Raw genomic sequence first — 24,173 nt, forward strand, 5'->3', positions numbered from 1 at the left:
GTGCTTATATGTCTATACAATATAGGCGTCCATTTCGGGTTGTCCAGCCATGTCCGATTCGCGTTCCACGCACTGCTTCCATGCCGCCCACGCCCTGCTGGCCGAGGGCTGGGCCCGTGATGTCCGCCTGCAGGTGCAGGACGGCCGCATCGCCGCGATCAGCACCGGGCAGGGCGCGCAGGACGGTGATACCCGCGTCGGCTTGCTGGTGCCGGGCCTGCCCAACCTGCACAGCCACGCGTTCCAGCGCGGCATGGCCGGCCTGACCGAGATCGGCGGCGGTGACGGTGACAGCTTCTGGAGCTGGCGCGAGCTGATGTACCGCTTCCTGGCCCGTCTGCGCCCGGACGCGGTGCAGGCCATCGCCGCCCAGGCCTACATGGAAATGCTGGAAAGCGGCTTCACCCGCGTCGGCGAGTTCCACTATCTGCACCACGATGCCGACGGCCAGCCGTACGCCGACCGTGCCGAGATGAGCGCGCGCATCGCCGCTGCCGCCGCGCAGACCGGCATCGGCCTGACCCTGCTGCCGGTGTTCTACGCCCACGCCGATTTCGGTGGCGCGCCGCCGAATCCGGCGCAGCGCCGCCTGATCCACGATGTGGACGGCTTCGCGCAGTTGCTGGATGCCGCCAAGCCGGCGTTGGCCGCGTTGCCTGACGCCGTGCTCGGCATCGCCCCGCACAGCCTGCGTGCAGTCACCGGTGAGGAACTGGGCGCGCTGCTGCCGCTGACTGATGGCCCGGTGCATATCCATATCGCCGAGCAGGTGCGCGAAGTCGAGGCCTGCCTGGCCTGGAGCGGCCAGCGCCCGGTGCAGTGGCTGTACGACCATGCGCCGGTGGATACGCGCTGGTGCCTGGTGCATGCCACCCACATCACCGATGACGAGCGCGCGGCCATCGTGGCCAGCCGCGCCGTGGCCGGGCTGTGCCCGATCACCGAAGCCAACCTGGGCGACGGCCTGTTCCCGATGCAGGCGTTCGCGCGCGAGGGCGGGCGCTTCGGTGTCGGCTCCGATTCCAACGTGCTGATCGACGCGGCCGAAGAGCTGCGCCTGCTCGAATATGGCCAGCGCCTGACCCTTCGCGGGCGCAACGTGCTGGCCCCGGATGCCACCCGCAGCACCGGCCGCTTCCTGTTCGAAGGTGCACTGCACGGTGGCGCACAGGCGCTGGGCGTGGCTGCTGGCCTGCAGGTGGGCGCCAGTGCCGATCTGGTCGAACTGGATGCCGCACACCCCGCGTTGCAGGCGCGACAGGATGACGCATGGCTTGACAGCTGGGTGTTCGCCGCACGTAATGGCGCGCTGCGATCGGTCTGGCGCCATGGCCGCCAGTGTGTGGCCGAAGGGCGCCACCTGCAGCGCGAGGCGATCACCACCGCCTTCGCCGCCGCCCTGAAGGGCGTGCTGGGCTGATCGCCTCCCGCCACCGAGACCCCACCACGTGAAGGCCAGCAAGTCCGCCACGCTCAACCAGCGTATCCGCAGCGATCTGGAAAGCCGCATTCTCAGCGGAGAGTGGGCGCCGGGGTTCCGCATCCCGTACGAGCACGAGCTGATGGAGCAGTACGGCTGCTCGCGGATGACGGTGAACAAGGTACTCACCGCGCTGGCCGAGAGCGGCATGATCGAGCGCCGCCGCCGTGCAGGCTCGTTCGTGGCGCGGCAGCCGCCGCATCTGGAGCAGGTGGCGCTGGAAATTCCGGATATCGCGATGGAGGTTGGCTCGCGTGGCCATCAGTACGGCTACCGCCTGCTGCAGCGCGAGTTGCGTCTGGCTGACGTGGGCAATGCCGGCGAAGTGGAGTTGGCTGGTAGCGAAATGCTGCTGGCGATGCGTTGCCTGCATCTGGCCGATGGCCGTCCGCTGGCGCTGGAGCACCGCCTGATCAGCCCGGTGGGCGTGCCCGAGGTGCTGGAGGTTGATTTCAACACCACCGCGCCGGGCAGCTGGCTGCTGCAGAACGTGTCGTGGACGCGCGCGCAGCACCGCATCAGCGCCTGGGGCGCGGACACCGCCAGCGCCAGGCTGCTGGATGTGAAGCCCGGCACCGCCTGCCTGGTGATCGAGCGCCTGACCTGGCGCGGCGAACAGCCGATCACCCGCGTGCGGCAGGTGTTCCTGGGAGATGCCTGGGACCTGGTGGCACGCTTCGCGCCCGGCGCACGGTAGGGGCCGTATCCACGCATGGCGCAAATTTACTGTAGAGCCGGGCGCACGCTCGTCACCTGCATTGATCCGGCGCTGCTGGACGACATCATCGAACGGGTCAACAACTGCCTGCCACGTCGAGTCCTGGCGAGGCGTCATGTAGAGCCGAGCCCACGCTCGGCTGCTGTTCGCGCGATGTGCGATGAGTCGAGCTTGGCTCGACGCGACAGTGGCATCCACGACATGCGTGGATGTCGGTGCCCATCAATACGTGGCGCACTGCCGCCAGCGCACCGGCTCGTCCACGCCGGGGCGGGCATTGAGCTGGATGCGGACATTGCGCAGGGCCGGGTAGTGCAGCACTTCCTCGCAGACCTGCGGCCATACCGCATCCAGTTCTCCGGTGCGGTTGATCGCCAGGGTCTGGCGGGTCAACCAGACGCCACTGGCGATGCCGGGCTTGCCGGCCAGCGCGCGCGACAGATCCGCCTGGAAACGGTCCAGCGTGGCCGTATCCGGATTGGGATTGCTGCGCGCATCGACGGTTCCCAGCGCGGCCGTGGGGGCCGGCGCGGGCAGCGCTGCCAGGGCGGCCTGCGTGGCCACCGGAGCGGGTTCGCGGGCCGCTTCAGCGGCCACGGTCGGGGTGACCGGCGCCGCGGCAACGGGCTCGGCGCGGTCCACATGCAGGCCCTGCAGACCCACGCCCACCAGCAAGCCCAGCGTCACCGAGCCCAGCGCGGCGATGGCGATCCGGCGCAGCGCTTCGTGGCGCGCACCGGCACGCACGCGCGTGTCGATGTCACCTGGCAGATAAGGCTGCAACAGGGGCCACAGGCGCGGGCCGTCCAGCACTTCAACGGCCTGCTTTTCGGCGGCGGCGCGGCCGTCGCGTTCGATCCGCCCTTCGGTCAGCAGCATGCCGCCCCTGGCGCCGGCCAAGCGTGCGGCGGCGCCCAGTTCGTTCACCGCAGCGGTGCCGATGCGATAGGCCAGGCCATGCTTGCACGACACCAGCCAGTGGTTGGGGCCGTCACTGAGCACGAAATCGCTGCTCGGCTCCCGCGCATCCTCGGCCGGATCGTTCAGTTCGCGCAGCCCGCGCTGCTCGCGCAGCATGCGCTTGACCAGTACCGAGAACTCACGCCAGTGCATGCCGGCCAGGGCCTGCAGGCCGAGCTGCATCTCCTTCTGGCGTCGCTTGATCCACCACAGATAGACAACGGCCAGGGAACAGACAAGCAGGGCCGACAGCAGGGCCAGGATCCAGGGGAGCATGCGGGAGGTGCGCGGAAGAGGCGAATGCGGAAGACGACAGTGTAATCGGCGCGCCGCCCCGCTGGGTCAGGAGGTTCCTGACACCAAATGTGATCAAACGCTCAGATCGGCGTAGTGCAGGCACGAAAAACCCGCCAATCCTGAAGCCGTGAGGGGAGGGAACAAACGGCAGCCGAAGCGATTGGCGGGTTGCTCGCGATTGTCAACCAGATTTTATTGCATTGCAACAATCGTCGGTCAGGGCAGGCTGTCCGGCGACTGGTGGCTGCCTGGCGCGGGCGCGTCGCTGCCCGAAGCGGCCCGGGTCTCCAGCTTGGCCAGGCGCGCATGCAGGGCGTCGATGCGGGCTTCCAGCGCGGTCACTTCGTCGGCGGTGGGCACATGCAGGCGCTTGAGCACCCCCTGCACCTGGTCGTCGAAGGCCTTCTCGACCCTGTTCCATGTGCCGGAGGCTTTTTCACGCGCGTCGTCCAGTGACGATTCAACGTTGTCGCGCCAGCCCGGGCCCTGGTCGCCCTGGCGCTCGCGGCGGCGGGCTTCCCAGGCTTCGCCTTCTTTCACCAGGCCATCGAAGAAGCGGCTGCCTTCGGCCTGGGCGCGGCCCAGGGCACCCAGCCCGGCCAGCCAGACCTGCTGGGCCGAATCGCTCAGCTTGCGCGAGAAGCGCTCGGCCTGGTCGCCAAACGAGGCGTCGTCGTCGCGGCGGTCATCGTTTTCGTAACGGTTCATCGCACTTCCCGTGGGAGTTGGGCCTGCCCCGAGAGTAGCGCGCGATGGCGTTGCACGACCGTGATGGCCGCCGCAGGGATTCAGCCCAGCTTTTCCTTCAGCACGCGCTGGATCTCGCCTTCCACCATGCCTTTCATCGCCGACAGCAGGAAGCCCAGCTTGGCGGTGACACGTACGGCGCCCGGCTGCAGCTCGATCGCACCGTCCACGCCGCTGCCGGAGAAATTCAGTACGTCGGCGGTCCAGGACGACTTCAGGCCGAAACGTTCGGACAACTTGGCGGCGACCTGTTCGATCGCCGCGCGTGCCTGTGCGTCGGGCAGGGCGTGGGCGTGGCGGACATCGATGGTGGACATGCAGGCTCCTGGCGCAGGGCGGGGATGATCAATGAGGGCGAGCATTGTGCGCATCGGGGGCCTTCGCGCCAAGTACTCATCACCGGTTCTTCTTCGTTGGCGAGCAACCTGCTAGTCTGCGCCGCGTGCAGAACCTGCTTGTCCACTTCAGCCAACAACAACAGCCCGACCAGCCCCTGCGGCCCGGGGTGCAGCGTATCGTGCGCCAGGCCAACGGCAGCGTCAGGCTGGGCGAGGGCGGCAATGGCGCCCTGCTGCTGGCGCAGTTCTGCATGGATGACCGGGGGCTGTGGTTGCAGGTCGGCAACGGCATCCGCAGCATCCATGTGAACGGACGGCCGGTACGGCGGATGGCCCTGCTGCGTGCAGGCGACGCGGTGTACGTCGATGGCGTGGAGATGGTGCTGCAGGGCGAGGTCGAGAGCCTGCTGCAGGCGCCTGCGCCGAAGAGTGACGAGGGCAGCGATGAACAGCAGCGCCTGCTGCGTGGCGTCGGTGGCCTGCATCATGGGCGCAGCTTCACGTTGTCGCGGGCGCGCCTGATCGGTCGTGGCAACGACGCCGACATCGCCATCGACGACCCCGCGTTCGCCGAACAGCACGCTCGCGTGGAAGTGCATGGCGAGCGCGTGCTGCTGCGCGACCTGGGCAGTGCCGATGGCACCCGGGTCAACGGCGTGGCCGTTCGCCACTGCTGGCTGCAGGCCGGCGATCAGGTGGTGTTCGATGGCCAGCACCGGTTCGTGCTGGAGGTTCCGCATGACCCGCGCCGGCGCCCATTGCCGGACGAGGATGAGGCCAGCCAGGACATCGAGCAGGCGCCGGTGCTGCCCGTCGCGCCGCGCAGGGTCCGGCGTTGGCCGTGGCTGCTGGTCAGCGCGCTGCTGCTGGCGGCGTTGCTCAGTCTGCTGCTCTGGTTCGGCGCACGCTGAACCCTGCGACCGCCGGGTCTGGCCCGGCGCTACCCACGCTTGGCTTTGGTGGGTGCCGACCTTGGTCGGCACGCTTTCCGCAGGCCGACCAAGGTCGGCAGCTACCAGAGCGTCATCCGCCCTCGCGCGCTACGGCCGCATCGGCCGCACCTGCGTCGCCAATGGATACGAATGCAACCAAATTTCCCTTGCGCTACAAGGCCGCAAGGCTGGTGCAGTGCGGCATACTAGGGGTCTTGCCCCACAGGTGTGACATGACGCGCGCGTTCAACTTCAGTGCCGGCCCTGCAACCTTGCCGGAATCGGTCCTGCGCCAGGCGCAGGCGGAAATGCTGGACTGGCACGGGTCCGGCGCTTCGATCGTGGAAATGAGCCATCGTGGCGCGGAATTCATGTCCGTGGCCGCCGAGGCCGAGGCCGACCTGCGCCGCCTGCTCGATGTCCCCGACGACTATGCGGTGCTGTTCCTGTCTGGTGGCGCCACCACCCAGCAGGCGCTGATCCCGCTCAACTTCGCCAGCCCCGGCCAGCGTGCCGACTACGTGGTCAGTGGCCATTGGGGCAAGACCGCGGTCAAGCAGGCCGGGGTCTACGTGGACGTCAACATCGCCGCCAGCAGCGAGGCCGATGGCTACCGCACGCTGCCGCCGCGCGCGGACTGGCAGCTTTCGCCCGATGCGGCCTACGTGCACATCACCGCCAACGAGACAATCCACGGTGTCGAGTTCCGTGATGTGCCCGACACCGGCAACGTCCCGCTGATCGCCGATTTCAGCTCGTCCATCGCCAGCGAGCCGCTGGATGTGCGCCGCTACGGCGTGATCTACGCCGGCGCGCAGAAGAACCTGGGCCCGGTCGGCATCGCGGTGATGATCATCCGCCGCGATCTGCTCGAGCGCAGCGGTCAGCCGCGCGCGGACATCTTCGATTACCGCTCGCACGTCGCCCGCGACTCGATGCTCAACACCCCGCCGACCTGGAACTGGTACCTGGCCGGCCTGGTGTTCAAGTGGATGCTGGCCGAAGGTGGCGTGGTCGAGTTCGCCAGGCGCAACGCCGCCAAGGCCGCGCTGGTGTACGGCGCCATCGATGGCTCCGGTGGCTTCTACCGCAACGAAGTCGCGCACGCCGCACGTTCGCGGATGAACATCCCGTTCTTCCTGCCCAACGCCGATCTGGATACCCGTTTCGTGGCCGAAGCCAAGGCCGCCGGCCTGCTGGCACTGAAGGGGCACAAGGTGGTCGGCGGCATCCGGGCCTCGCTGTACAACGCCATGCCGCTGGCCGGGGCCGAGGCGCTGGTCGCCTTCATGGCCGATTTCCAGCAGCGTCACGGTTGAGCAATGAACGGCGCGCACCGTCGGGTGCGTGCCCCGCAACAAGGAATTCCGATGGGAAGCAGCAAATCCAGCAAGAAGGCGCCGAACAAGGCCGAACCGGCCAAGGACGGTACGGCGCCCACCAAGGCGAAGAGCAAGGCCAAGGCCGCCTCGAACCCGGCGCCGACCCTGGCGCCGCTGGCGCTGGCCGACGTGCGTTCGAAGATCGACCAGATCGACCGTGACATCCAGAACCTGATCGCCGAGCGCGCGCGCTTCGCCCACCAGGTCGGCAAGGCCAAGGGCAAGCTGGCCGCCGCCGTCGACTACTACCGCCCCGAGCGCGAAGCGCAGGTGCTGCGCATGGTGGTCGACCGCAACGAAGGCCCGCTCAGCGACGAGCTGCTGGTGCACGTCTATCGCGAGATCATGTCGGCCTGCCTGGCCCAGCAGGAGCCGCTGAAGATCGGCTACCTCGGCCCGGAAGGTACCTTCAGCCAGCAGGCCGTGCTCAAGCACTTCGGCCGCTCGGCGCTGGGCCTGCCGATGGCCAGCATCGAGGAAGTGTTCCAGGAAGTGGAAGCCGGCAACGCCGATTTCGGCGTGGTGCCGGTGGAAAATTCGGGGCAGGGCACCATCCAGATCACCCTGGACATGTTCCTGACCTCCAACCTGAAGATCTGCGGTGAAGTGGAACTGCGCGTGCAGCAGTACCTGATGTCGCGCAGCGGTCGCATCGAGGATATCGAGCGCATCTATGCGCATCCGCAGTCGTTCATGCAGACCTCGGCCTGGCTGCGCGCCAACCTGCCCAAAGCCGAGAAGATCCCGGTGTCGAGCAACGCCGAAGGCGCGCGCCGTGCGCGCAATGCCGACGATGCGGCGGCCATCGGTGGTGAGAGCGCCGGCCACGTGTACGGTCTGAAGAAGGTGGTCACCAAGCCGATCCAGAACGATGCCGACAACACCACGCGTTTCCTGGTGGTGGGCCGCAACATCTTCCCGACTTCCGGGCACGACCGCACCTCGGTGCTGGTGTTCATCCATGACAAGCCCGGCGCGCTGTTCGATGTGCTCAGCCCGTTTGCCCGTCACGCCATCAGCATGAACCGCATCGAGTCGCGCCCGTCGCACCACGGCAAGTGGGAATACGGCTTCTTCATCGACCTGGCCGGCCATATCGACGACGCCCCGATGCAGGCCGCGCTGGCCGAACTGGAAGCGCACTCGGCGCAGATCAAGGTGCTCGGCTCCTATCCGGTGGCTGTGCCCTGAGCGCTGCTGTCGCGGCGGCCGTGGCCGCTGCCCCCTGATGCATCGCCGGCGCGGCCGGCGTTTACGGAATGATCGAACGATGAGCAACGCGCAACACTGGATTGCCCGCAAGGGCCAGCCGCTGCAGGGCAGCCTGACCATTCCCGGCGACAAGTCGATCTCGCACCGCTCGGTGATGTTCGCCGCGCTGGCCGATGGCACTTCGCATATCGAAGGCTTCCTGGAAGGCGAGGACACCCGCGCCACCGCGCGCATCTTCAGCCAGCTGGGTGTGCGCATCGAAACCCCCAGCTCGTCGCAGCGCATCGTGCATGGCGTCGGCATCGATGGCCTGAAGGCGCCGGACGCACCGCTGGACTGCGGTAACGCCGGTACCGGCATGCGCCTGCTGGCCGGCCTGCTGGCCGGCCAGGCCTTCGACTGCACGCTGATCGGCGATGAATCGCTGTCCGGCCGCCCGATGCGGCGCGTCACCGGCCCGCTCTCGCAGATGGGCGCAAAGATCGACACCGAGAGTGATGGCACGCCGCCGCTGCACGTGCATGGTGGGCAGTCGCTGCACGGCATCGATTTCGCCTCGCCGGTGGCCAGCGCGCAGATCAAGTCGGCGGTGCTGCTGGCTGGCCTGTACGCACAGGGCGAAACCACGGTGACCGAGCCGCACCCGACCCGTGACTACACCGAACGCATGCTGTCGGCGTTCGGCGTGGACATCGAATTCTCACCGGGCAAGGCGCGCCTGCGCGGCGGCCAGCGCCTGCGCGCCACCGATATCGTGGTGCCAGCTGATTTTTCCTCGGCGGCGTTCTATCTGGTGGCCGCCAGCATCATTCCTGGTTCCGCGCTGCGCCTGAAGCAGGTCGGCCTGAACCCGCGTCGTACCGGCCTGCTGCACGCGCTGCGCCTGATGGGCGCGGACATCACCGAAGAGAATCCGGCCGAGCAGGGCGGTGAGCCGGTGGCCGATCTGGTGGTGCGCTACGCGCCGCTGAAGGGCGCCCGCATTCCGGAAGCGCTGGTGCCGGACATGATCGACGAGTTCCCGGCGCTGTTCGTGGCGGCGGCCGCCGCCGAAGGCCAGACCGTGGTGACCGGTGCGGCCGAACTGCGGGTGAAGGAATCCGATCGCCTTGCGGCGATGGCTACCGGCCTGCGCGCGCTGGGCATGCAGGTGGATGAAACTGAAGACGGTGCCACCCTGCACGGCGGTGTGCGCCTGGGCAGCGGCACCATCGAAAGCCACGGTGACCACCGTATCGCCATGGCGTTCGCCATTGCCGGCCAGATCAGCGATGGCGAAGTGCGCATCAACGACATCGCCAACGTCGCCACCTCGTTCCCGGATTTCGACGGCCTGGCCCGCAGCGCCGGGTTCAATCTGGCCTGACCGGCGCTTCAAGCGCTGCACCGCATCGCCCGGCACGTGCCGACCTGGGTCGACACGAATGACGCACCCGGTAGGTGCCAACCTTGGTTGGCACGATGCTCCGCATAAAAGGACGGAGGCCGAAGCCTCCGTCGAAACATCACGAACCCCTCGTCCGCGATCAACGCTGCTCGGTGCGGAAGTCCACCGGGACCCGCACCACGCTCGCTACCGCACGGCCCTCATGGATGGCCGGCTGGAACTTCCAGTTCTGCACGGTGCTCAGCACCGCACGATCAAGATCACGGCTGCGTTCGCCACTGCGCGAAACAATCGCCGCATTGGTCACATGGCCGCGGGTATCGACATTGAGGCTGGCCACCACGCTGCCCTGCACGCCATTGCGCAGTGCCGTTGCCGGGTAGGTCGGCTTGCTGTTGCTGGCCAGCGGGCGCGCCTCGCGGTTACGCACCGCCGGCGCTGCCCGACGCTGGATAGCGGCCGGAGCCGCCTGCCCGTTGGCAGGCACGGCCGCATCGACCAGTGGCTGCTCCGCAGCGGGCAGCATCCGCTCGCCCACCGGCGCCGGTGCCACGTCGTCCTGATTGGCGTGGCGCAGCCACAGCAGTGCAGCCGCGAACATCGCCACGATCAGCGCGATCCACATCCAGGGCGAGGTCGGCCGCTGCTGCGCGTGGCTGTCGTGCGTCGAATGAAGGTTCTCGTGGGTGGTGGCAGTCATCGCAAACTCCTTCCGTCAATTGACGACGTGCAGAGTGTTGCCCGAGTCGCCGTGCGGAAGTGTCAGTGCTGCGTCAACACCACCGGCAGGGTTCAGTTTGCCTGCCGGACTACATTCAGTTACTGGGTCTTGAAGTCGAATGGCACTTCAATGCTGCCCGGAACGGGCTGGCCATTGCTGTGTGCCGGCGTGAAGCGCCAGCGGCGCACCGCATCGGTGGCGGCACGGTCGAGCTCGCGTGAACCGCTGCGCTGGATGACGGTGGCGTTGTTGGGATAGCCGGTGGCGTCCACATCCACGCGTACAACCACGCTGCCCGTCTCACCGGCGCGCAGGGCAGCGGCAGGGTAGGTCGGCGGTGGCGACTGGCCGGCAATCGGCATCGGCTGGCTGTTGGCGGCCACGGCAGGCGCCGGACCCGTAGCGGCCGGGGCTGCCTCGGCCACGGGGGCCGGCGGCGGCGGGGCGGTTTCCACCAGCTTCGGCGCTTCTTCTTCCACTGGCGCCGGTTTGGCATCGGGCATGTCGCTGGACCCGGCGGCGGCGGCCAGCGGTTCCGGCAGCGGTTCCACCTGGGCGGTCTCCTGTGGGGTCTGAGCGGCCGGGTCGGCGCGGAAGAACTCCTTGTCGCGGCCGGTCAGCCAGACCACCACGAACAGCAGCACGCCGACGCCGAAGGCGATGCCGGCGATCTTCAGCGCGTTGCGCGGGATATGCACAGTGAACGACTTGGCGGACGACGAGCGGGGTGCAGACATGGACCGGACCAGTACGGAATGCCCCGATTCTGCCACGCCGGGAATGAACCGGGCGGCAGAAATCCGTATAACAGGCGATAATCCCATCCCTGATACCCACCACGACACCTGCCATGCTTGATCCAGCCCTGCTCCGCCACCAGCCCGCCGACCTCGCCGAACGCCTGCGCACCAGCCGCGGCTTCGAGCTCGACGTGTCTGCCCTGGAGTCCCTGGAGGCTGATCGCAAGCGCATCCAGGTGCGGACCCAGGAGCTGCAGAGCCTGCGCAACAGCCGTTCAAAGGCGATCGGCCAGGCCAAGGCCAAGGGCGAGGACGTCTCGGCCATCATGGCCGAGGTCGCCGCCTTTGCCGATGAGCTGAAGGCCTCGGAAGTGGCGCTGGACGAGCTGCGCGAGAAGATCGAAGCGATCTCGATGGGCATCCCGAACCTGCCGGCCGATGACGTGCCGGCCGGTGCCGACGAGAACGACAACGTCGAGCAGTCGCGCTGGGGCACCCCGCGCCAGTTCGATTTCAAGGTGCTGGACCACGTTGAGCTCGGCGCGCGTAACGGCTGGCTGGACGGCGAGACCGCGGCCAAGCTGTCCGGTTCGCGTTTCACCGTGCTGCGCGGCCCGATCGCGCGCCTGCACCGCGCCCTGGCCCAGTTCATGGTCGACCTGCATACCGGCGAGCACGGTTATCAGGAAACCAACGTGCCGTTGCTGGTCAACGCCGATTCGCTGCGTGGTACCAGCCAGCTGCCGAAGTTCGAGGACGACCTGTTCAAGACTGCGGTGGGTGACTCCACGCGCTACCTGATTCCGACCTCGGAAGTGCCGCTGACCAACATCGTGCGCGACGAGATCGTTGATGCCGAGCAGCTGCCGCTGCGCATGACCGCCCATTCGATGTGCTTCCGTGCCGAGGCCGGCAGCGGTGGCCGCGACGTGCGCGGCATGATCCGCCAGCACCAGTTCGAGAAGGTCGAGCTGGTGTCGATCAGCCGCCCGGAAGACAGCGACGCCGAGCACCAGCGCATGACCCGCTGTGCCGAAGTGGTGCTGGAAAAGCTGGGTCTGCCGTACCGCAAGGTGCTGCTGTGCACCGGCGACATGGGCTTCTCGGCGATCAAGACCTACGACCTGGAAGTCTGGCTGCCGTCGCAGGAAACCTACCGCGAGATCTCCTCGTGCTCGAACTGTGGTGACTTCCAGGCCCGCCGCATGCAGGCGCGCTGGCGTAACCCGGCCACCGGCAAGCCGGAACTGGCGCACACCCTGAACGGCTCGGGCGTGGCGGTCGGCCGCGCGATGATCGCGGTGATGGAGAACTACCAGAACGCCGACGGCAGCATCACCGTGCCGGAGGCTCTGCGCCCGTACATGGGCGGCCTGGAAACCATCGCCTGACAACCGGCTCGGGTGGGTGCCATGCTTGCATGGCACCGAATCCACGCATGACATGGATCTACAATGCGGGCTACATCCACGCCATGCGTGGATGAACCCCGCGATCACCCCACGACCCGCAGCTTCTCCAGCGGCACCCATCCAGGTTCGCCCGCCTCGGGCACGCACCACGCCCAACCATTGAGTGTGCGCAGCCCGCGCAGCCTCTGCCCCGGATCCACATCCAGCTCCCGCGCGCAGTAAGCCTCGGTGGCATACGCGTCACCCTGCGCATCACGACCGATCACCGGTGCCGGCACGAACCCGGGTTGCTGCCCCTCGGTCTGGCACAGGAACCAATCCTCCCAGCCCTCCGGGCCTGCGTAGCGCTCGCCCACCACCAGCGCCTGGCCTCGGCGCAGGGTGATCGGGTGCGGAAATTCGCTGCGGTGTGCAGCCGTCACGATGTAGTCCATGACCCACTGTACCGTTCCCGCCGGGCATGGCCCGGCGGGCGGGAATCGGTCCACAAAAAAAACGGCCCCGCAGAGCGGGGCCGCCAGGGTGGGCCGGGATGGGGGAGGGGATCCCGGCCCGCGTTCAGCGCCTCGACGAGGAGAGAGCGGCGCCGAACGCTGGAACGCTTATGCAGCGACGGCTTCAGCCGCTTCATGCGACGGCAGGGCCGCCAGCGCCCCGGCGATGGCGTCTTCACGGTGCTGCGGCGAGTAGGCGATGCCCTCGGCACGCACGAACTCGATGTCATTGATGCCCCAGAAGGCGAACGTCTGGCGCAGGAACGGCTCCTGGAAGTCGGCCGGCGAATCGGTGTAGATGCCGCCGCGGCTGCTGACCACGATCACGCGCTTGCCGCCGGCCAAGCCGACCGGGCCGTTCTCGGTGTATTTGAAGGTGCGGCCGGCCACGGCCACGCGGTCGATCCAGGCCTTCAGGGTGGAGGGAATGCTGAAGTTGTACATCGGCGCACCGATCACCACGACGTCTGCTGCCAGGAACTGCTCGAGTACCTGTTCAGCATCGGCGGCTTCGGCCGCGTCGGCCTTGGCCAGCGAGCTGCTGCGCAGATGCGGTACCGGATTGGCGTCAAGATCGCGATAATCGACCTGCAGGCCTTCGATCTGCTGCTTGAGCCGGGCCACCACGGCGGCGGTCAGGTGGCGGGAGACGGAGTTCTCGCCAAGCACGCTGGCGTCGAGATGCAGAAGCTTCATGGCAGTCACCTATGTTCTGGAAGGAAGAAGCGGGTAGGTCCCGCCGACGAAGAGAACGATAGGTTGTTGCAAAGGCGGGATAAAGGTGGTTGAATGCCACGTATTGTTCTAGATATGGAACTCGGGCATGCATGACCTGAATGATCTGTACTACTTCGCGATGGTGGTCGACCACGGCGGATTCGCCGCCGCCGAGCGCGCCCTGGGCATCCCCAAGTCGCGCCTGAGCCGCCGCATCAGCCAGCTGGAGACCGACCTGGGCGTGCGTCTGCTGCAGCGCTCCACGCGTCGCTTCGCGGTCACCGACGTCGGCACCAGCGTGCACCGCCACGCCCAGACCATGCTGGCCGAGGCGCAGGCTGCGCGCGAAGTTGTGGACCGCCTCAGTGCGGAACCGCGTGGCGTGGTGCGTGCCAGCGTGCCGGTGTCGCTGGCGCAGATGCAGCTGCCCAAGCTGCTGCCCAAGTTCCTTGAGCAGTACCCGAAGGTGCGCCTGCAGCTGAACATCAGCAACCGCCGCGTGGACATCATCAATGAAGGCTACGACGTGGCCCTGCGCGTGCGCTCGCGGCTGGACGACGACGGCAGCCTGGTGATGCGCAGCTTCGGCCAGGTGCAGGAACTGCTGGTGGCCAGCCCGAAGTATCTGGACCGCGCCGGTCGCCCGAAGGACCCGGAGGAGCTGGCCCAGCACGTCACCCTCAGCATCAGCGAAGACGAAGCGCGCCAGCGCTGGGAGCTGCATGGCCCGGAAGGCGAGGTGCGTCGGGTCGACCTGCAGCCGCGCGTGGCCGGCTTCGATTTCCCGCTGCTGCAGAGCATGGTCAAAGATGGCTTCGGCATCACCATGCTGCCGGAAACCGTGTGCGCCGATGCCGTGCGCAATGGCGAACTGGAAGTGGTGCTGCCGGACTGGTCGCTGCCGCAGGGCGTGTGCCATGCCGTGTTCGCCTCGCGTCGCGGCCTGCTGCCGGCGGTGCGCGTGTTCATCGACTTCCTGGCCGAGCACCTGCCGCCGCAGCTGGAGGCCTCGCGCCTGCATTGCGATGGTGCGTGCGAGAAGGCCAAGGAGCGGATCAAGGCCAGTGCGCTGGGCGCGCTGGCGGTGGATGCCGGCTGAAACGGATGAACGGTAACGCCGGGCCATGCCCGGCGTTGCTGTATCCGGCGCCGATCACTTCCGCCCGAACAGCCGGACCCAGAAGCTGCGTCGCGGCGCTGCCACCGGTTCTGGCCGATCCGCGATGACCGGCGCTTCCAACACCGCCATCAGTTCGGCGCTGCGCGGCTTTTTCAGGAAACGCGCGTACTCCAGATAGCTGGTGACCCTGCTCATGTGCAGGCGCTCGGGCATCGCCGGCAGCGCAGCACCCTGCAGCAGCACCCGCAGCGCCTGCGGTCGATCCAGGCGGATCGCCTCGAACAGCGCGGTGCCACCGCAGCCGGGCTCGATCTGATTGGCGCGCTGCGGTGCGTCCTTCAGCAGTGCACGCAATGCGTCGGCATCATCGCGCTCGACGGCGGCCACCAGTCGCGCCAGCGCCTCGGCTTCTTCCGGTGGCAGGCTGTCGCGATAGGCCTGGTCGGCGATCTCACGCTCGTCGCGTCCGTCACCGTTCTGGATGCACAGGAAATCAGTGACCAGCGCCACCGGATGGCCCGAGGTATCCAGCGCCCAATAGCTGGGATACACGCCGTCGCCCCAGCCACTGGTGAATACCACCAGCCCATGCGTCGAGTCCTCGCCCCAGGGTCGGTACTCGGCCCCTTCGTCGAGGCCGTCATGATCGATCAGCGCATCGGACCACGCGCTGTTTTCCTCGCCGGCGGTCTGCTCGATCAGGGCCAGCAACGCCTGCTGGGTGTCGGTATCCATGAAGCAGCCGATGCCGGCGTCGACCGGATAGCCGATGAAGCTGTCCTCATCCAGGCCGGTCAGGTCCTGCGTGGTCCAGCGCGCCATCTGCCAATGCAGGGCCGATGCAGTGAGAGCCTGGCGAGGCTTGAACCAGGCCACGGCCAGCGCCGGGCGGCCGCTGTGCACGATGATCTCCACCGGATGACGGCCGGCCGGAGCGGTGTAGTCGGCCAGCGCCGGCGCCTCGGCCTGGACCAGCGGATCGCAGACCACCAACTGCCCGCTGCTGACCGGCAGGTGGCCGGCCAGAGTGCGATGCAGGGCCACCGCAGCCAACTGGGTGTCGTCCAGCAGGGTGGTGCGCAGGTTGGCCAGGTCGAGGTGGGCCATGGGGGCTCCGGATGCAGTCGAGCCTCCACCGTGCCGGATGCGAGGGGCGGGGGCAAGGGTGGTCTTGGGCAAATGGCCTTCACGTGCGAGAATACGGCGCTGCCCGGGCGACCGGGACCCGATTGGAGAGATGGCCGAGCGGTTTAAGGCACCGGTCTTGAAAACCGGCGAAGGGTTAAACCTTCCGTGGGTTCGAATCCCACTCTCTCCGCCAATCCTTAGTAAGTGTTTGTTTTTAAACGACATTTTTTAAGGTCTTGAAGGGCGGCTTGGGGCACAAATCGGGGCACAACTCCGATGCGATTACCAAGCTATCTCACTCGCTCTTCCACAGGTCGTTACCAGTTTCGCATGCGCGTTCCGACGGACATGCGCGGTATCGTCGGCAAACCTTTCGTCAAGCATCCCTTGGGCATCCAACTGCATAGCGCAAGAGTGGCTGCCTTGGCCATCGCGCAGCGTTATGCTCAAGCATTCGATGCCATCAGGGATGGGTGCATGACCAAGAAGGGACTCACGGTTGAGGATGTTCTGCGCAGCGTCGCGGAGAACGGCTCCCGGCGTTATGAAATTGACTTGCCGGGCTTCCGTCTTCGGACCACGGATGCGGCCGACCATGCTCGAGCAATGGAGGCGCTGGAAGAAATCGGCAAGTTCCACTTCCGTGATACGGGTGCAGTTCCGGCGGCGGCTGGGCCAAACCCGTTGGAATCAGCGGCGGCGCAGCCCCTGCCATCTGAGACCATCAGCCTGATCGATGCGAAGCGAATCTGGCAGGATAAAGTCGCCGCCGAGGACATCGAGGTCAAAACGGTCGGCATCAAACTGCTTCCCGTGACAGAGCTGATCGAGTTCTTGGGCGCCGAGCGCGAGCTGCACACCATCACGCGGCCTGAGATGGCCCGCTTCTACGACCATTTGGCCAAGCGCGGGTTAACGCGTTCTACGCTCAACAATCGCCAGAGCTACCTCGCAGGAAAGAGAGGATTCTTCACTTGGGCAATGGCTTCAGGCTACGTGCTCAAGGGAGACAATGTCGCCGCAGGTCACGTCAGCGTTTCGATGGCGGAGAAGCGCAAGCGCAGAAAATTTGGCTTCCAGGCCTTTACCTTGGATCAGGTTCATCAACTCTTCGCGCCTGATAGCTTCAAGCAGCTTTCAACGGGAGCGCGCTGGGCGGCTTTGTTGGGCCTGTATACGGGCGCCCGGGCAGGTGAGGTGGGGCAGCTGTTTACCCTGGACGTCAAGGAAGAGGAGGGAATCCCGTGCATACGGTTTACCGATGAGGGGGAGGATCAGCGATTGAAGACCGATGTTTCCAATCGGGTCGTCCCGTTGCATCCCGACCTGATCAAGCTTGGTTTCTTGGACTACGTCGCCGAACGAAGGGAGAGCGGGGACTGGCGATTGTTTCCGCAGGCTGACAGTAAGGCGAAGAATGGTGCGGGGAACTGGATATCGAAGGCGTTCAGCTACTACCTCCAAAAGCACAGTGGTGGGTGGTCGAAAGCGAAACGTGGTTTCCATAGTCTCCGAAAGACCGTGATTCAGGAGATGCAGGGCAGCGGTGTGGCCTCTGAGATGCGAGCCCAAATCGTCGGCCACGAATTGGACGACGAACACCACGCGACTTACAGCAGGCCCTTTACGGTGAGTGAGAAGCTCAACGGTGCCGGAGGAACGCCAGCTTTGGGTGTCCTAGATTACGGAATCGACCTGGAGGCGCTGCGCACCCTGCCGGCGCGCAAGGTCGGGCGGCGAAGCAGCAATGCTGCCGCGCGCTCTTCAAAGGTCGGCCGTAAGGGGAGCGAGCCGAACTAATGGCCCTTACTGCTGCTGATGCTTACCGCCGCGCCATCGATCGCTTTCTCGGCAAGCTCTCTGGCACCGAAAACGTGGGCCAGATGGAGAAGAAGATCGCAGACCATTTGCGCCTAGCGAAACAGCGGCCCAAGGTGGACGTGGCGTTGAGCTTCAATGAGGCCGCTGGGGTGTTGGCGATCAGCACGGCCCAATTGCAACACCTCTTGAAGGAACACTCCCCAAAAGGGACGCTGTTCACGGTGAAGGGAACTCGCAAGCGCTCGACCACCCTTGTTCCGTTGATGGCCTGGGCAGCCGAGCTCAAGGCTAAGGGCCTGTGGAAGCCGTTGAGCGAACGGGGCGTTGCGATCGACACCCTCCTAACTGCAGAACTGCCGTTTCTGGTGGCCAAAGGGTCCAAGGCTAAGCAGTTCTTCCTGGAGCCACTGACTGACCAACCCATCAGCGATGCGTTAATTCGCCAGCTCCAAGCATTGGGCGTGCAAATAGGGCTTGGGATTCGGGTCTGCACGCTGACCGAGGCCTTCGCCCAGCCTTGGCAAAACCCTGACGTCAAGCGCCAGTGGGTGGACGCATTCAACAACGCAGCCCAAGCCCAGGCCAGCCGTCTGCGGGACCTGGCTCAGCAGCTCGACGCCTCGCGAGCTGGGGTGATCGAACAAGCGCTGCACGAACGCCTGCAGCCGGCGCCTCCAAAGATGCCCGACAAGCGCAATGGGCGAATGTAACGGCTGCTAACGGATATTGGAGGCCTCCAATATCCGTATCGATGGAGGCTCTCAGTTCGGATGATTACTCCAACGCCTCGGTGGTCGGGGCGATGGAGCAAGCCGATGGGCCTCGATATGTATGCGGTCAAGACCCGCACTGATGTGCGAGATCGCACTCAAGAACTATTTTTCTACTGGCGAAAGCATCCGAACCTTCATGGTTGGATGTTCAAGTTGCACAGTGCTAGGACGGGGCAGGTTGATCCCTTCGATTTCAACCAAGTTCCCGTATTCCTTGGATTGGACGATCTTGATGCGTTGGAACAGGCTGTGCTGAACGATGATTTGCCTTATACCCAAGGCTTCTTCTTCGGTGAATCGGATCCCGATCGAGCTGAAGAAGATCTGGACTTCATTGCGCAGGCCCGCGCATTGATCAACGACGGTTGGGACGTGTTCTACAACTCTTGGTGGTAACCCGCCGCCAGCAGCGCCTCTCGGGCTGGTTCAAGCCCAACTCCCAAAACCCATTCTTCAACGCGGCAACGCAGCCGTGCTGACGGAGCCTTGCCTGGAGAATCCTCATGCAGCCCAAGTCCAACGTTCTGCCGTTCAACGCAGCAACCCGCTCCAAGCGCCTCGTAGCGGCTAAACCCACCCGGCTCACCTCCGTTTGCTACAAGGCAAGCGACAAGGCCCACACGAGCGTCGATTGGTATACCCCGCCTGCCATCGTCAGGGCGCTGGGGGGAAGGCGCGGCTTTGACCTCGATCCTTGCACGCCCGAAGACCCGTCGCGGCTGCCCGCACCCACGGCCAGCCGGATGATCCCGCCGAGCCAGGACGGCTTGGCTACGCCGTGGCCCAAGCAGGCATTCGTGTGGATGAATCCGCCTTACGGAAAAGGGATTGAGAAGTGGTTGAGCAAGCTGGCCAACCACCCCGGCGGCGGTATCGCCCTGGTGCCGGTCAACATGGAGACGGGATGGATGCACGACTGCGTGCTTTCCCACCCCAACGCGACGGCGATCCTGTTCACCCGTGGGAGGCTGAGGTTTGTGCGTCCCGACGGAACCACCGGCACGGCAGCGCCGTCGGGATCGTTGGTGGTGACTTACGGCAAGCGCGCCGCCGATCACCTTCAGCAAGCGCAGGCGAGCGGTGCGTTGCACGGGAAGTTCTTTGCCATCCAGCGGGTAGGGCAGGTGGCCACGGCGAACCAGGAGAGCTCCAATGGCTGATCGCTGGAACGTTGTTGTCTTGGGCCGCGCGACGGCCGAATTGGAAATCCGAATCGACGCGGACTCAGAGGCGGCAGCCTTGGAGATTCTGAACTCGATGGGAGTGGCTGACATTCATGCCGGTGGCTGGCGTACCGAGTTGGAGGAGATCTACGGCTTTGTGGAGGTCATCAGCCCCGATGGTTCCGAACGCGAAGATCTCAACTGGCCTTGTCCAACCATGCGCCACCACCTCAACTATTAGGAGGAGCCGATGGGAACTTACGAATTCGTCGTCCGGGGTGACTACTTGGTGAGCAAGGTGATTGAGGTCTTTGCCCAGACCCAGTCCGAGGCAATGGAGGCATTCGCGCGACTGTCCTTGGCGGAGTTGGATGCCATCGATTGGCACCATGGCGCCCTTACGATTGAAGAACACGTGGTGGTGACGGAGGTGGAAAGCGGGAGGGAGTTTCAGCATCCGTTCTTGACCGATCGCAAGCGCGAGCAACTGGAGTGTTTGGCCGAAAATGAGTAGGAACTTCCGGCTGCTGGTCTTCCACTAGCCAGCAGCGATCGAAGGCCAGCAGGAAGACCAGTAGTGCAAGGTCGTTGAATCCCAAGGGATTTCTGCGACTAAAAGTGCGCTGCTGGCTTGCTGGCTTTCGATTCAACTCCCCTGTGCAAATGCGTCCAAATCGCATGGAAAGTGTTGGTATCTCAAATTTCAAAACCGATTCTTTTTTGACCCAGCAGACCAGCGGAACGGTTTTCTATGAATGCAAAGCTTTTGGAATCAAGGGTTTGTAGCTGCTGGTCTTCCTGCTGGTCTTCTCTTTCTGCTGGCTAATGGAAGACCAGCAGGGAAGGGAAAGCCAGCAGAACAGGGCTTCCGGAAAAAGTGCGAGAGATTCCGCAGTTTTCGTGTTTAGTCAAAAACCGTGGGTTGCGGAAAGCTCCTGGAGTGGTTGAGTGGAAGTGTCCCCCATGTGGGACACACCAAACCTTTCACCTTCGGAGTTGCCACCGTGAACGCCGCCACCCATCCCTCGTCGCCGCCGACTTACAGCATCCGCGCCAGCGTGAAAAAGCACGTTCGGATCAAACGCCCCTTGGCCGAACGCCTTCGTCTCGCCGCGGCCGAAAACGAGATGACAGAGAGCGAGTTCATTCGCCGCGCCTTGGAAACCGCTCTCCCGCGCGCTGCCTGAGCAAGCCTGTCCCCCCACAACGACAAACCCCCACCGGCCAGGGCGAGGGTTTGAGAGGAGCCAACAACAATGTCTACAACCAATGTGTCCCCAAAAGGGAAGGCTGTCAACCCGACGACGGAAGAGCCAAGCAACATCGTGCCATTCGAAGCGTCGCGTTTCCTGGGTGCGGAAGCCTCCGCCCGCAAGGTCAACCTGGAGGCAGAGGAGCACAAGCAGCTCTACCGCCACTCGGTTGATCGAGAGGGCCAGCGCAAGCCACCGTCGCTCCCCATCCTGTTTGCCCGCCGCACCACCGAATGCGTCGATCGCTTGTGGGCGTGCCAAGCCACCAGCGGCACCGGCGAGATCGTACACCATTAGAACGGTACCTACTGGCAAGCGATCAGCGACGCGGAAGGTGTGGGTGTGGCATCCGATTGGATCGACCGCAACGCCGATTTCGCGGGCAGCCCCAAGCTCGCCAAGGACTGCTGGGACATGGCTTCCCTTCGGCTGCGCCAGAAAAACCCCATGCCAGCCCAAGCCAAGCGGGCCATCGTGCCGGTGGCAGACGGCTACGTGGAAATCCTTCCCGGCGGTTTCCATGTGCTCGCTCCTGATCCCGCCTTGGGCATGACCCACGCGGTCAGGGTGGCCTGTGGTGGCAGGCAGGGCCATGCATACAAGCCCCAGCCTTTGCCGGCTGACTCGCGATTCGCCAAGTTCCTCCGCCAAGCCCACGACGACCCGCGCGTCATCGACCTGCTCCAGGAGCAGTGCGGCATGACCCTGTTGCCGGGTGTCTACAGCCAGGCCGCCTGGTGGCACGGCGTCGCAGGTTCTGGCAAATCCACCCTGGCGGAAATCGTGGAAGCGATGCACCGTCAGGTGGCCCGCTGCAACCTTGAAACTTTGGGCGACCGCTTCAGCCTGGAACCCATGATTGGCGCCAGCCTGATCCTGGTGGACGAAGTGGAGTGCGAGAAGTGGGCCGAAGGTCGGTTCAAGACGATGGTCTCTGGCAATGGCATTGGCATCGACCGGAAGAACCAGAAGCAGCTGGCGAGCTACCATTCCACGGCCAAGTGGATCATCACGTCCAATTCGGCCCCCTTCATCCGCGACAAGAGCAACGGGGTGTGGCGCCGCCTCACCGTCGTGCACTGGAAGAAGGCGGTACCGGTCAACCAGCACGACCCTGATCTGGTCAAGAACATCCTGGCAGAGGAAGGCCAGCTTGTGCTGGACTGGATGCTCGAAGGCGCCCGACGCATCGTGGCCCGTGGTAGGGCGTTGTCCGACACCGACGCCGACATGCCCGAAGCCGTGCGCGCAGCGAAGCTGGCCGCCCGCCATGGCAGCGACCAGGTCATGGCTTGGGCTCAAGCCGAGCGCGTGGTGCGCATTGAGACGGATGAGTGCACGCTTTCCATGCGGCAGGTCTACGAGAACTACAAAAACTGGGGCTACCGACAAGGGCTGGCGGACATCGATCTCCTCACCGGTCGCCAGTTCTGGCGAGGCTTGAAAGAGATGGGCCTGGACGACGGCGCCCGCTCGAACCGTCGCATCAATGGCAAACAGGAAGAATGCGTGCGCCTGCGAATCAACGGAGCAGCCACCGTCGGCGAGGCCTGTGGCGATCTGCCGTTGAGATCATCGGCGACCGTGACAGCACTGCGCGTGGCGCAGGAGCGCTCTCAGTCTTTGGAGCCTTGGGAAACCGATGTGACGCCCACCCTCGAACAGCAAGGGGCTCGGCAGGAAGAGATGGAGCGTCGATTCGACCGCTTGAGCGCTCAGCAGCAGGCGGCTGAGATGGGAGCTCTCCATGCCGATGCGTTGAGGGAGGAGGCAGGGCGCACCAGAGCCAAGGCAATCCAACTCCAGCTGCAGGAACGTATCAATGAACTGGAGATTCGTGCGCTGTTCGGTGAGCCGTTGGCGGGCCGAGAAAGCAGCGAAACCCAAGGTGGCGGAAAGGTGGGAGATGGGGATGCGCGCCAACGGCGGTCGTAAAGGCGGGGCCAAATCCGTGTTCCCATCTTCCGTATCAGCTCTAGCCAATGGATTGGTCGGTGACGCTAACGGTCCAGCCCGGACTTGCCAAATCCGTATCCTGTCGCATGCTGAAACCATGACCCCTTCCGATGCCTTTGTAGACGACAGCATGGACCGCCAGGACTCCCTGGCGGCGTCCCCCCGTTTCACCGTGCAACGAACCCCCGAGGGCATCCGCGTGCAGCTCCAGGAGGGCGACGGGGGCCCCGGCACCGCTTTGACCATCGAACGGGCCTTGGCTTTGCTGGAGAACCTGTTGGAGCAGGGACGCGCCGTCACCATTCACGATTGAAGTTTCCAGCCTAACCCCCTTGGCGTTGCCGACAGGCGCCTTTCCTTGCCTTCCAGGAGAGCCTGCCCGTGTCCGATGCCACCCCCAACGAAAGCTTCCTTCAGCGTCATTCCCGCGACGTCGTCGAGCGCTTGATCCGCCAGATGGAGGAGGGCACCGGTCCCTTTCTCAAACCCTGGGACGCCCGCGTGGACCTCGGGTTGCCCATGAACCCCACGACTGGCAAGAGCTACCGGGGCGGAAACCTGCTCCACCTGTGGGCCCTTCAGAGCGCCTGGGACACCCAGGACAACCGGTGGATGACTTACAAGCAAGCCGCGGCCGTGGGCGCTCAGGTGCGCAAGGGCGAGAAGGCCAGCGTGATTGAGTATTGGGATTGGTCGCGGGTGGAGGAGGCCAAGAAGAGCGGGGACCCCGACCTCATCGCCAAGGCCCACCCCAAGGTCTTCTTCCCACGCGTGTTCAACGCGATGCAGATCGATGGGTTGCCGGCACTGGTCCTGCCAGCCGCGCGCCCAGAGCCCGACATTCACCAGGCCTGCGAAGCGGTGCTGAGAGACAGCGGAGCCGAGATCCACCACGACGGGGGCAACCAAGCGTTCTACCGTCCGATGACCGACAGCATCCACTTGCCCCAGCGCAACACCTTTCACTCGGCCAGCGGCTACTACGCCACCGCGTTGCACGAACTGGGCCACTGGACCGGCTTTCCCACCCGCCTCAACCGCGATCAGAAAGGGGCTTTTGGGAGCATCGACTACGCCAAGGAAGAACTGGTCGCGGAGGTGTCATCCATGCTGATGGGCGAACGCCTGGGCATTGGCCACGATCCCACCCAGCACGCGGCTTACGTGAAGTCGTGGATCCAAATCCTCCGGGACGATCCCCGGGAGCTCTTCCGAGCCGCGGCGGCGGCCGAGCGGGTGGTGGAGTTCCTGAAGGTGCCCGAGTTGGTTCGAGAGCCGCTCCAGAAGGTTGAGCAGCAGCGGCAGTCCGTGGCGGCCAATCTGCATGAGATCGAAAAACATGCCGCCAACGACCGGTCTCGATCGCGCTTCAAGGCAAGAGGGGCGCGCCTGAACTTGGCAGTTTGATTCGTGAACAAGCGA

At 65.2% G+C, this 24,173-nt stretch carries 27 protein-coding genes and 1 tRNA gene; 20 read left to right on the plus strand and 8 right to left on the minus strand.

The window, feature by feature from the left end:
• Positions 1-49 precede the first annotated feature (49 nt).
• Together LZ605_RS01690 and hutC are read left to right on the plus strand one after the other, a co-directional pair.
• A complete protein-coding gene (locus LZ605_RS01690) occupies positions 50-1,420 on the plus strand; it encodes a formimidoylglutamate deiminase (protein WP_249843602.1) in 1,371 nt (456 codons plus the stop codon).
• A gap of 28 nt (positions 1,421-1,448) precedes the next feature.
• A complete protein-coding gene (hutC, locus tag LZ605_RS01695; protein ID WP_249843603.1) occupies positions 1,449-2,177 on the plus strand; it encodes a histidine utilization repressor in 729 nt (242 codons plus the stop codon).
• A gap of 243 nt (positions 2,178-2,420) precedes the next feature.
• Here the strand turns inward: hutC and LZ605_RS01700 are convergent, their stop codons facing one another.
• The 3 genes from LZ605_RS01700 to LZ605_RS01710 form a co-directional block, all read right to left on the minus strand.
• Positions 2,421-3,434 (minus strand): restriction endonuclease, encoded by a 1,014-nt coding sequence (locus LZ605_RS01700; RefSeq protein WP_249843604.1) that lies wholly within the window; start codon positions 3,432-3,434, stop codon positions 2,421-2,423.
• Positions 3,435-3,671: 237 nt separating this feature from the next.
• Positions 3,672-4,163, minus strand: a complete 492-nt coding sequence (locus tag LZ605_RS01705) for a phasin family protein (RefSeq protein ID WP_249843605.1) — start codon at positions 4,161-4,163, stop codon at positions 3,672-3,674.
• Between the two features lie 80 nt (positions 4,164-4,243).
• Positions 4,244-4,519, minus strand: coding sequence for a polyhydroxyalkanoic acid system family protein (locus tag LZ605_RS01710; protein ID WP_005417302.1), 276 nt, complete (start codon positions 4,517-4,519; stop codon positions 4,244-4,246).
• Positions 4,520-4,644: 125 nt separating this feature from the next.
• On the opposite strand from LZ605_RS01710, the gene LZ605_RS01715 reads away from it, so the two are divergent.
• The 4 genes from LZ605_RS01715 to aroA all read left to right on the plus strand — a co-directional run bounded on the left by LZ605_RS01715 (position 4,645) and on the right by aroA (position 9,432).
• Entirely contained in the window at positions 4,645-5,451 is an 807-nt protein-coding gene (locus LZ605_RS01715) for an FHA domain-containing protein (RefSeq protein ID WP_249843606.1), read from the plus strand.
• 254 nt (positions 5,452-5,705) lie between these two features.
• On the plus strand, positions 5,706-6,791 hold the full coding sequence (gene serC, locus LZ605_RS01720; RefSeq protein WP_249843607.1) for a 3-phosphoserine/phosphohydroxythreonine transaminase: 1,086 nt from the start codon (positions 5,706-5,708) through the stop codon (positions 6,789-6,791).
• A 51-nt stretch (positions 6,792-6,842) separates the two neighbouring features.
• A complete protein-coding gene (gene pheA, locus LZ605_RS01725; RefSeq protein WP_423172528.1) occupies positions 6,843-8,045 on the plus strand; it encodes a prephenate dehydratase in 1,203 nt (400 codons plus the stop codon).
• 79 nt (positions 8,046-8,124) lie between these two features.
• Entirely contained in the window at positions 8,125-9,432 is a 1,308-nt protein-coding gene (gene aroA / locus LZ605_RS01730; protein WP_249843608.1) for a 3-phosphoshikimate 1-carboxyvinyltransferase, read from the plus strand.
• 160 nt (positions 9,433-9,592) lie between these two features.
• Here aroA and LZ605_RS01735 read toward each other — a convergent pair whose 3' ends face one another.
• On the minus strand, positions 9,593-10,153 hold the full coding sequence (locus LZ605_RS01735; protein WP_249843609.1) for an energy transducer TonB: 561 nt from the start codon (positions 10,151-10,153) through the stop codon (positions 9,593-9,595).
• Between the two features lie 119 nt (positions 10,154-10,272).
• The gene (locus tag LZ605_RS01740) at positions 10,273-10,911 is read right to left on the minus strand and encodes an energy transducer TonB (RefSeq protein WP_107233004.1); all 639 of its coding nucleotides are present in this window, start codon (positions 10,909-10,911) and stop codon (positions 10,273-10,275) included.
• A gap of 113 nt (positions 10,912-11,024) precedes the next feature.
• Between LZ605_RS01740 and serS the strand changes: the two genes are divergently transcribed.
• On the plus strand, positions 11,025-12,305 hold the full coding sequence (gene serS / locus LZ605_RS01745) for a serine--tRNA ligase (RefSeq protein ID WP_249843610.1): 1,281 nt from the start codon (positions 11,025-11,027) through the stop codon (positions 12,303-12,305).
• Between the two features lie 104 nt (positions 12,306-12,409).
• Here serS and LZ605_RS01750 read toward each other — a convergent pair whose 3' ends face one another.
• The gene (locus LZ605_RS01750; protein ID WP_249843611.1) at positions 12,410-12,760 is read right to left on the minus strand and encodes a ligand-binding protein SH3; all 351 of its coding nucleotides are present in this window, start codon (positions 12,758-12,760) and stop codon (positions 12,410-12,412) included.
• A gap of 168 nt (positions 12,761-12,928) precedes the next feature.
• Positions 12,929-13,516, minus strand: coding sequence for an FMN-dependent NADH-azoreductase (locus LZ605_RS01755; RefSeq protein WP_249843612.1), 588 nt, complete (start codon positions 13,514-13,516; stop codon positions 12,929-12,931).
• 127 nt (positions 13,517-13,643) lie between these two features.
• Here LZ605_RS01755 and LZ605_RS01760 point away from each other — a divergent pair, with 127 nt between their 5' ends.
• Positions 13,644-14,636, plus strand: a complete 993-nt coding sequence (locus tag LZ605_RS01760; RefSeq protein ID WP_107233008.1) for a LysR family transcriptional regulator — start codon at positions 13,644-13,646, stop codon at positions 14,634-14,636.
• 54 nt (positions 14,637-14,690) lie between these two features.
• On the opposite strand, the gene LZ605_RS01765 is transcribed toward LZ605_RS01760, so the two are convergent.
• Complete coding sequence (locus LZ605_RS01765; protein ID WP_249843613.1) at positions 14,691-15,764, minus strand: DUF4241 domain-containing protein; 1,074 nt, start codon at positions 15,762-15,764, stop codon at positions 14,691-14,693.
• A 124-nt stretch (positions 15,765-15,888) separates the two neighbouring features.
• Between LZ605_RS01765 and LZ605_RS01770 the strand changes: the two genes are divergently transcribed.
• The 12 genes from LZ605_RS01770 to LZ605_RS01825 all read left to right on the plus strand — a co-directional run bounded on the left by LZ605_RS01770 (position 15,889) and on the right by LZ605_RS01825 (position 24,158).
• Positions 15,889-15,978: transfer RNA gene (locus LZ605_RS01770), tRNA-Ser, on the plus strand.
• 137 nt (positions 15,979-16,115) lie between these two features.
• Entirely contained in the window at positions 16,116-17,585 is a 1,470-nt protein-coding gene (locus LZ605_RS01775) for a site-specific integrase (RefSeq protein ID WP_065427812.1), read from the plus strand.
• Complete coding sequence (locus LZ605_RS01780) at positions 17,585-18,316, plus strand: hypothetical protein (RefSeq protein WP_006375976.1); 732 nt, start codon at positions 17,585-17,587, stop codon at positions 18,314-18,316. Before LZ605_RS01775 ends, LZ605_RS01780 begins: the two co-directional genes overlap by 1 nt.
• 105 nt (positions 18,317-18,421) lie before the next feature.
• Complete coding sequence (locus LZ605_RS01785) at positions 18,422-18,775, plus strand: hypothetical protein (protein ID WP_012480712.1); 354 nt, start codon at positions 18,422-18,424, stop codon at positions 18,773-18,775.
• Positions 18,776-18,882: 107 nt separating this feature from the next.
• Positions 18,883-19,539 carry a DNA N-6-adenine-methyltransferase gene (locus tag LZ605_RS01790; protein ID WP_049400621.1) on the plus strand — a complete coding sequence of 219 codons (657 nt, stop codon included), beginning with the start codon at positions 18,883-18,885 and terminating at the stop codon, positions 19,537-19,539.
• Positions 19,532-19,783, plus strand: a complete 252-nt coding sequence (locus LZ605_RS01795) for a hypothetical protein (protein ID WP_006375905.1) — start codon at positions 19,532-19,534, stop codon at positions 19,781-19,783. The genes LZ605_RS01790 and LZ605_RS01795 overlap by 8 nt, the downstream gene beginning before the upstream one ends.
• Positions 19,784-19,792: 9 nt before the next feature.
• The gene (locus LZ605_RS01800) at positions 19,793-20,056 is read left to right on the plus strand and encodes a hypothetical protein (protein ID WP_006375902.1); all 264 of its coding nucleotides are present in this window, start codon (positions 19,793-19,795) and stop codon (positions 20,054-20,056) included.
• A 490-nt stretch (positions 20,057-20,546) separates the two neighbouring features.
• The gene (locus LZ605_RS01805; RefSeq protein ID WP_141098938.1) at positions 20,547-20,729 is read left to right on the plus strand and encodes a ribbon-helix-helix protein, CopG family; all 183 of its coding nucleotides are present in this window, start codon (positions 20,547-20,549) and stop codon (positions 20,727-20,729) included.
• A gap of 69 nt (positions 20,730-20,798) precedes the next feature.
• Positions 20,799-21,092 carry a hypothetical protein gene (locus tag LZ605_RS01810; protein WP_249843614.1) on the plus strand — a complete coding sequence of 98 codons (294 nt, stop codon included), beginning with the start codon at positions 20,799-20,801 and terminating at the stop codon, positions 21,090-21,092.
• 45 nt (positions 21,093-21,137) lie between these two features.
• Positions 21,138-22,730, plus strand: a complete 1,593-nt coding sequence (locus LZ605_RS01815) for a DNA primase family protein (protein ID WP_249843615.1) — start codon at positions 21,138-21,140, stop codon at positions 22,728-22,730.
• A gap of 118 nt (positions 22,731-22,848) precedes the next feature.
• Positions 22,849-23,064, plus strand: a complete 216-nt coding sequence (locus LZ605_RS01820; protein ID WP_024956732.1) for a hypothetical protein — start codon at positions 22,849-22,851, stop codon at positions 23,062-23,064.
• A gap of 68 nt (positions 23,065-23,132) precedes the next feature.
• A complete protein-coding gene (locus tag LZ605_RS01825) occupies positions 23,133-24,158 on the plus strand; it encodes an ArdC family protein (RefSeq protein WP_006375900.1) in 1,026 nt (341 codons plus the stop codon).
• The last annotated feature ends 15 nt before the right edge of the window (positions 24,159-24,173 follow it).

This window comes from Stenotrophomonas maltophilia, from assembly GCF_023518235.1.
Classification (GTDB): Bacteria; Pseudomonadota; Gammaproteobacteria; order Xanthomonadales; family Xanthomonadaceae; genus Stenotrophomonas.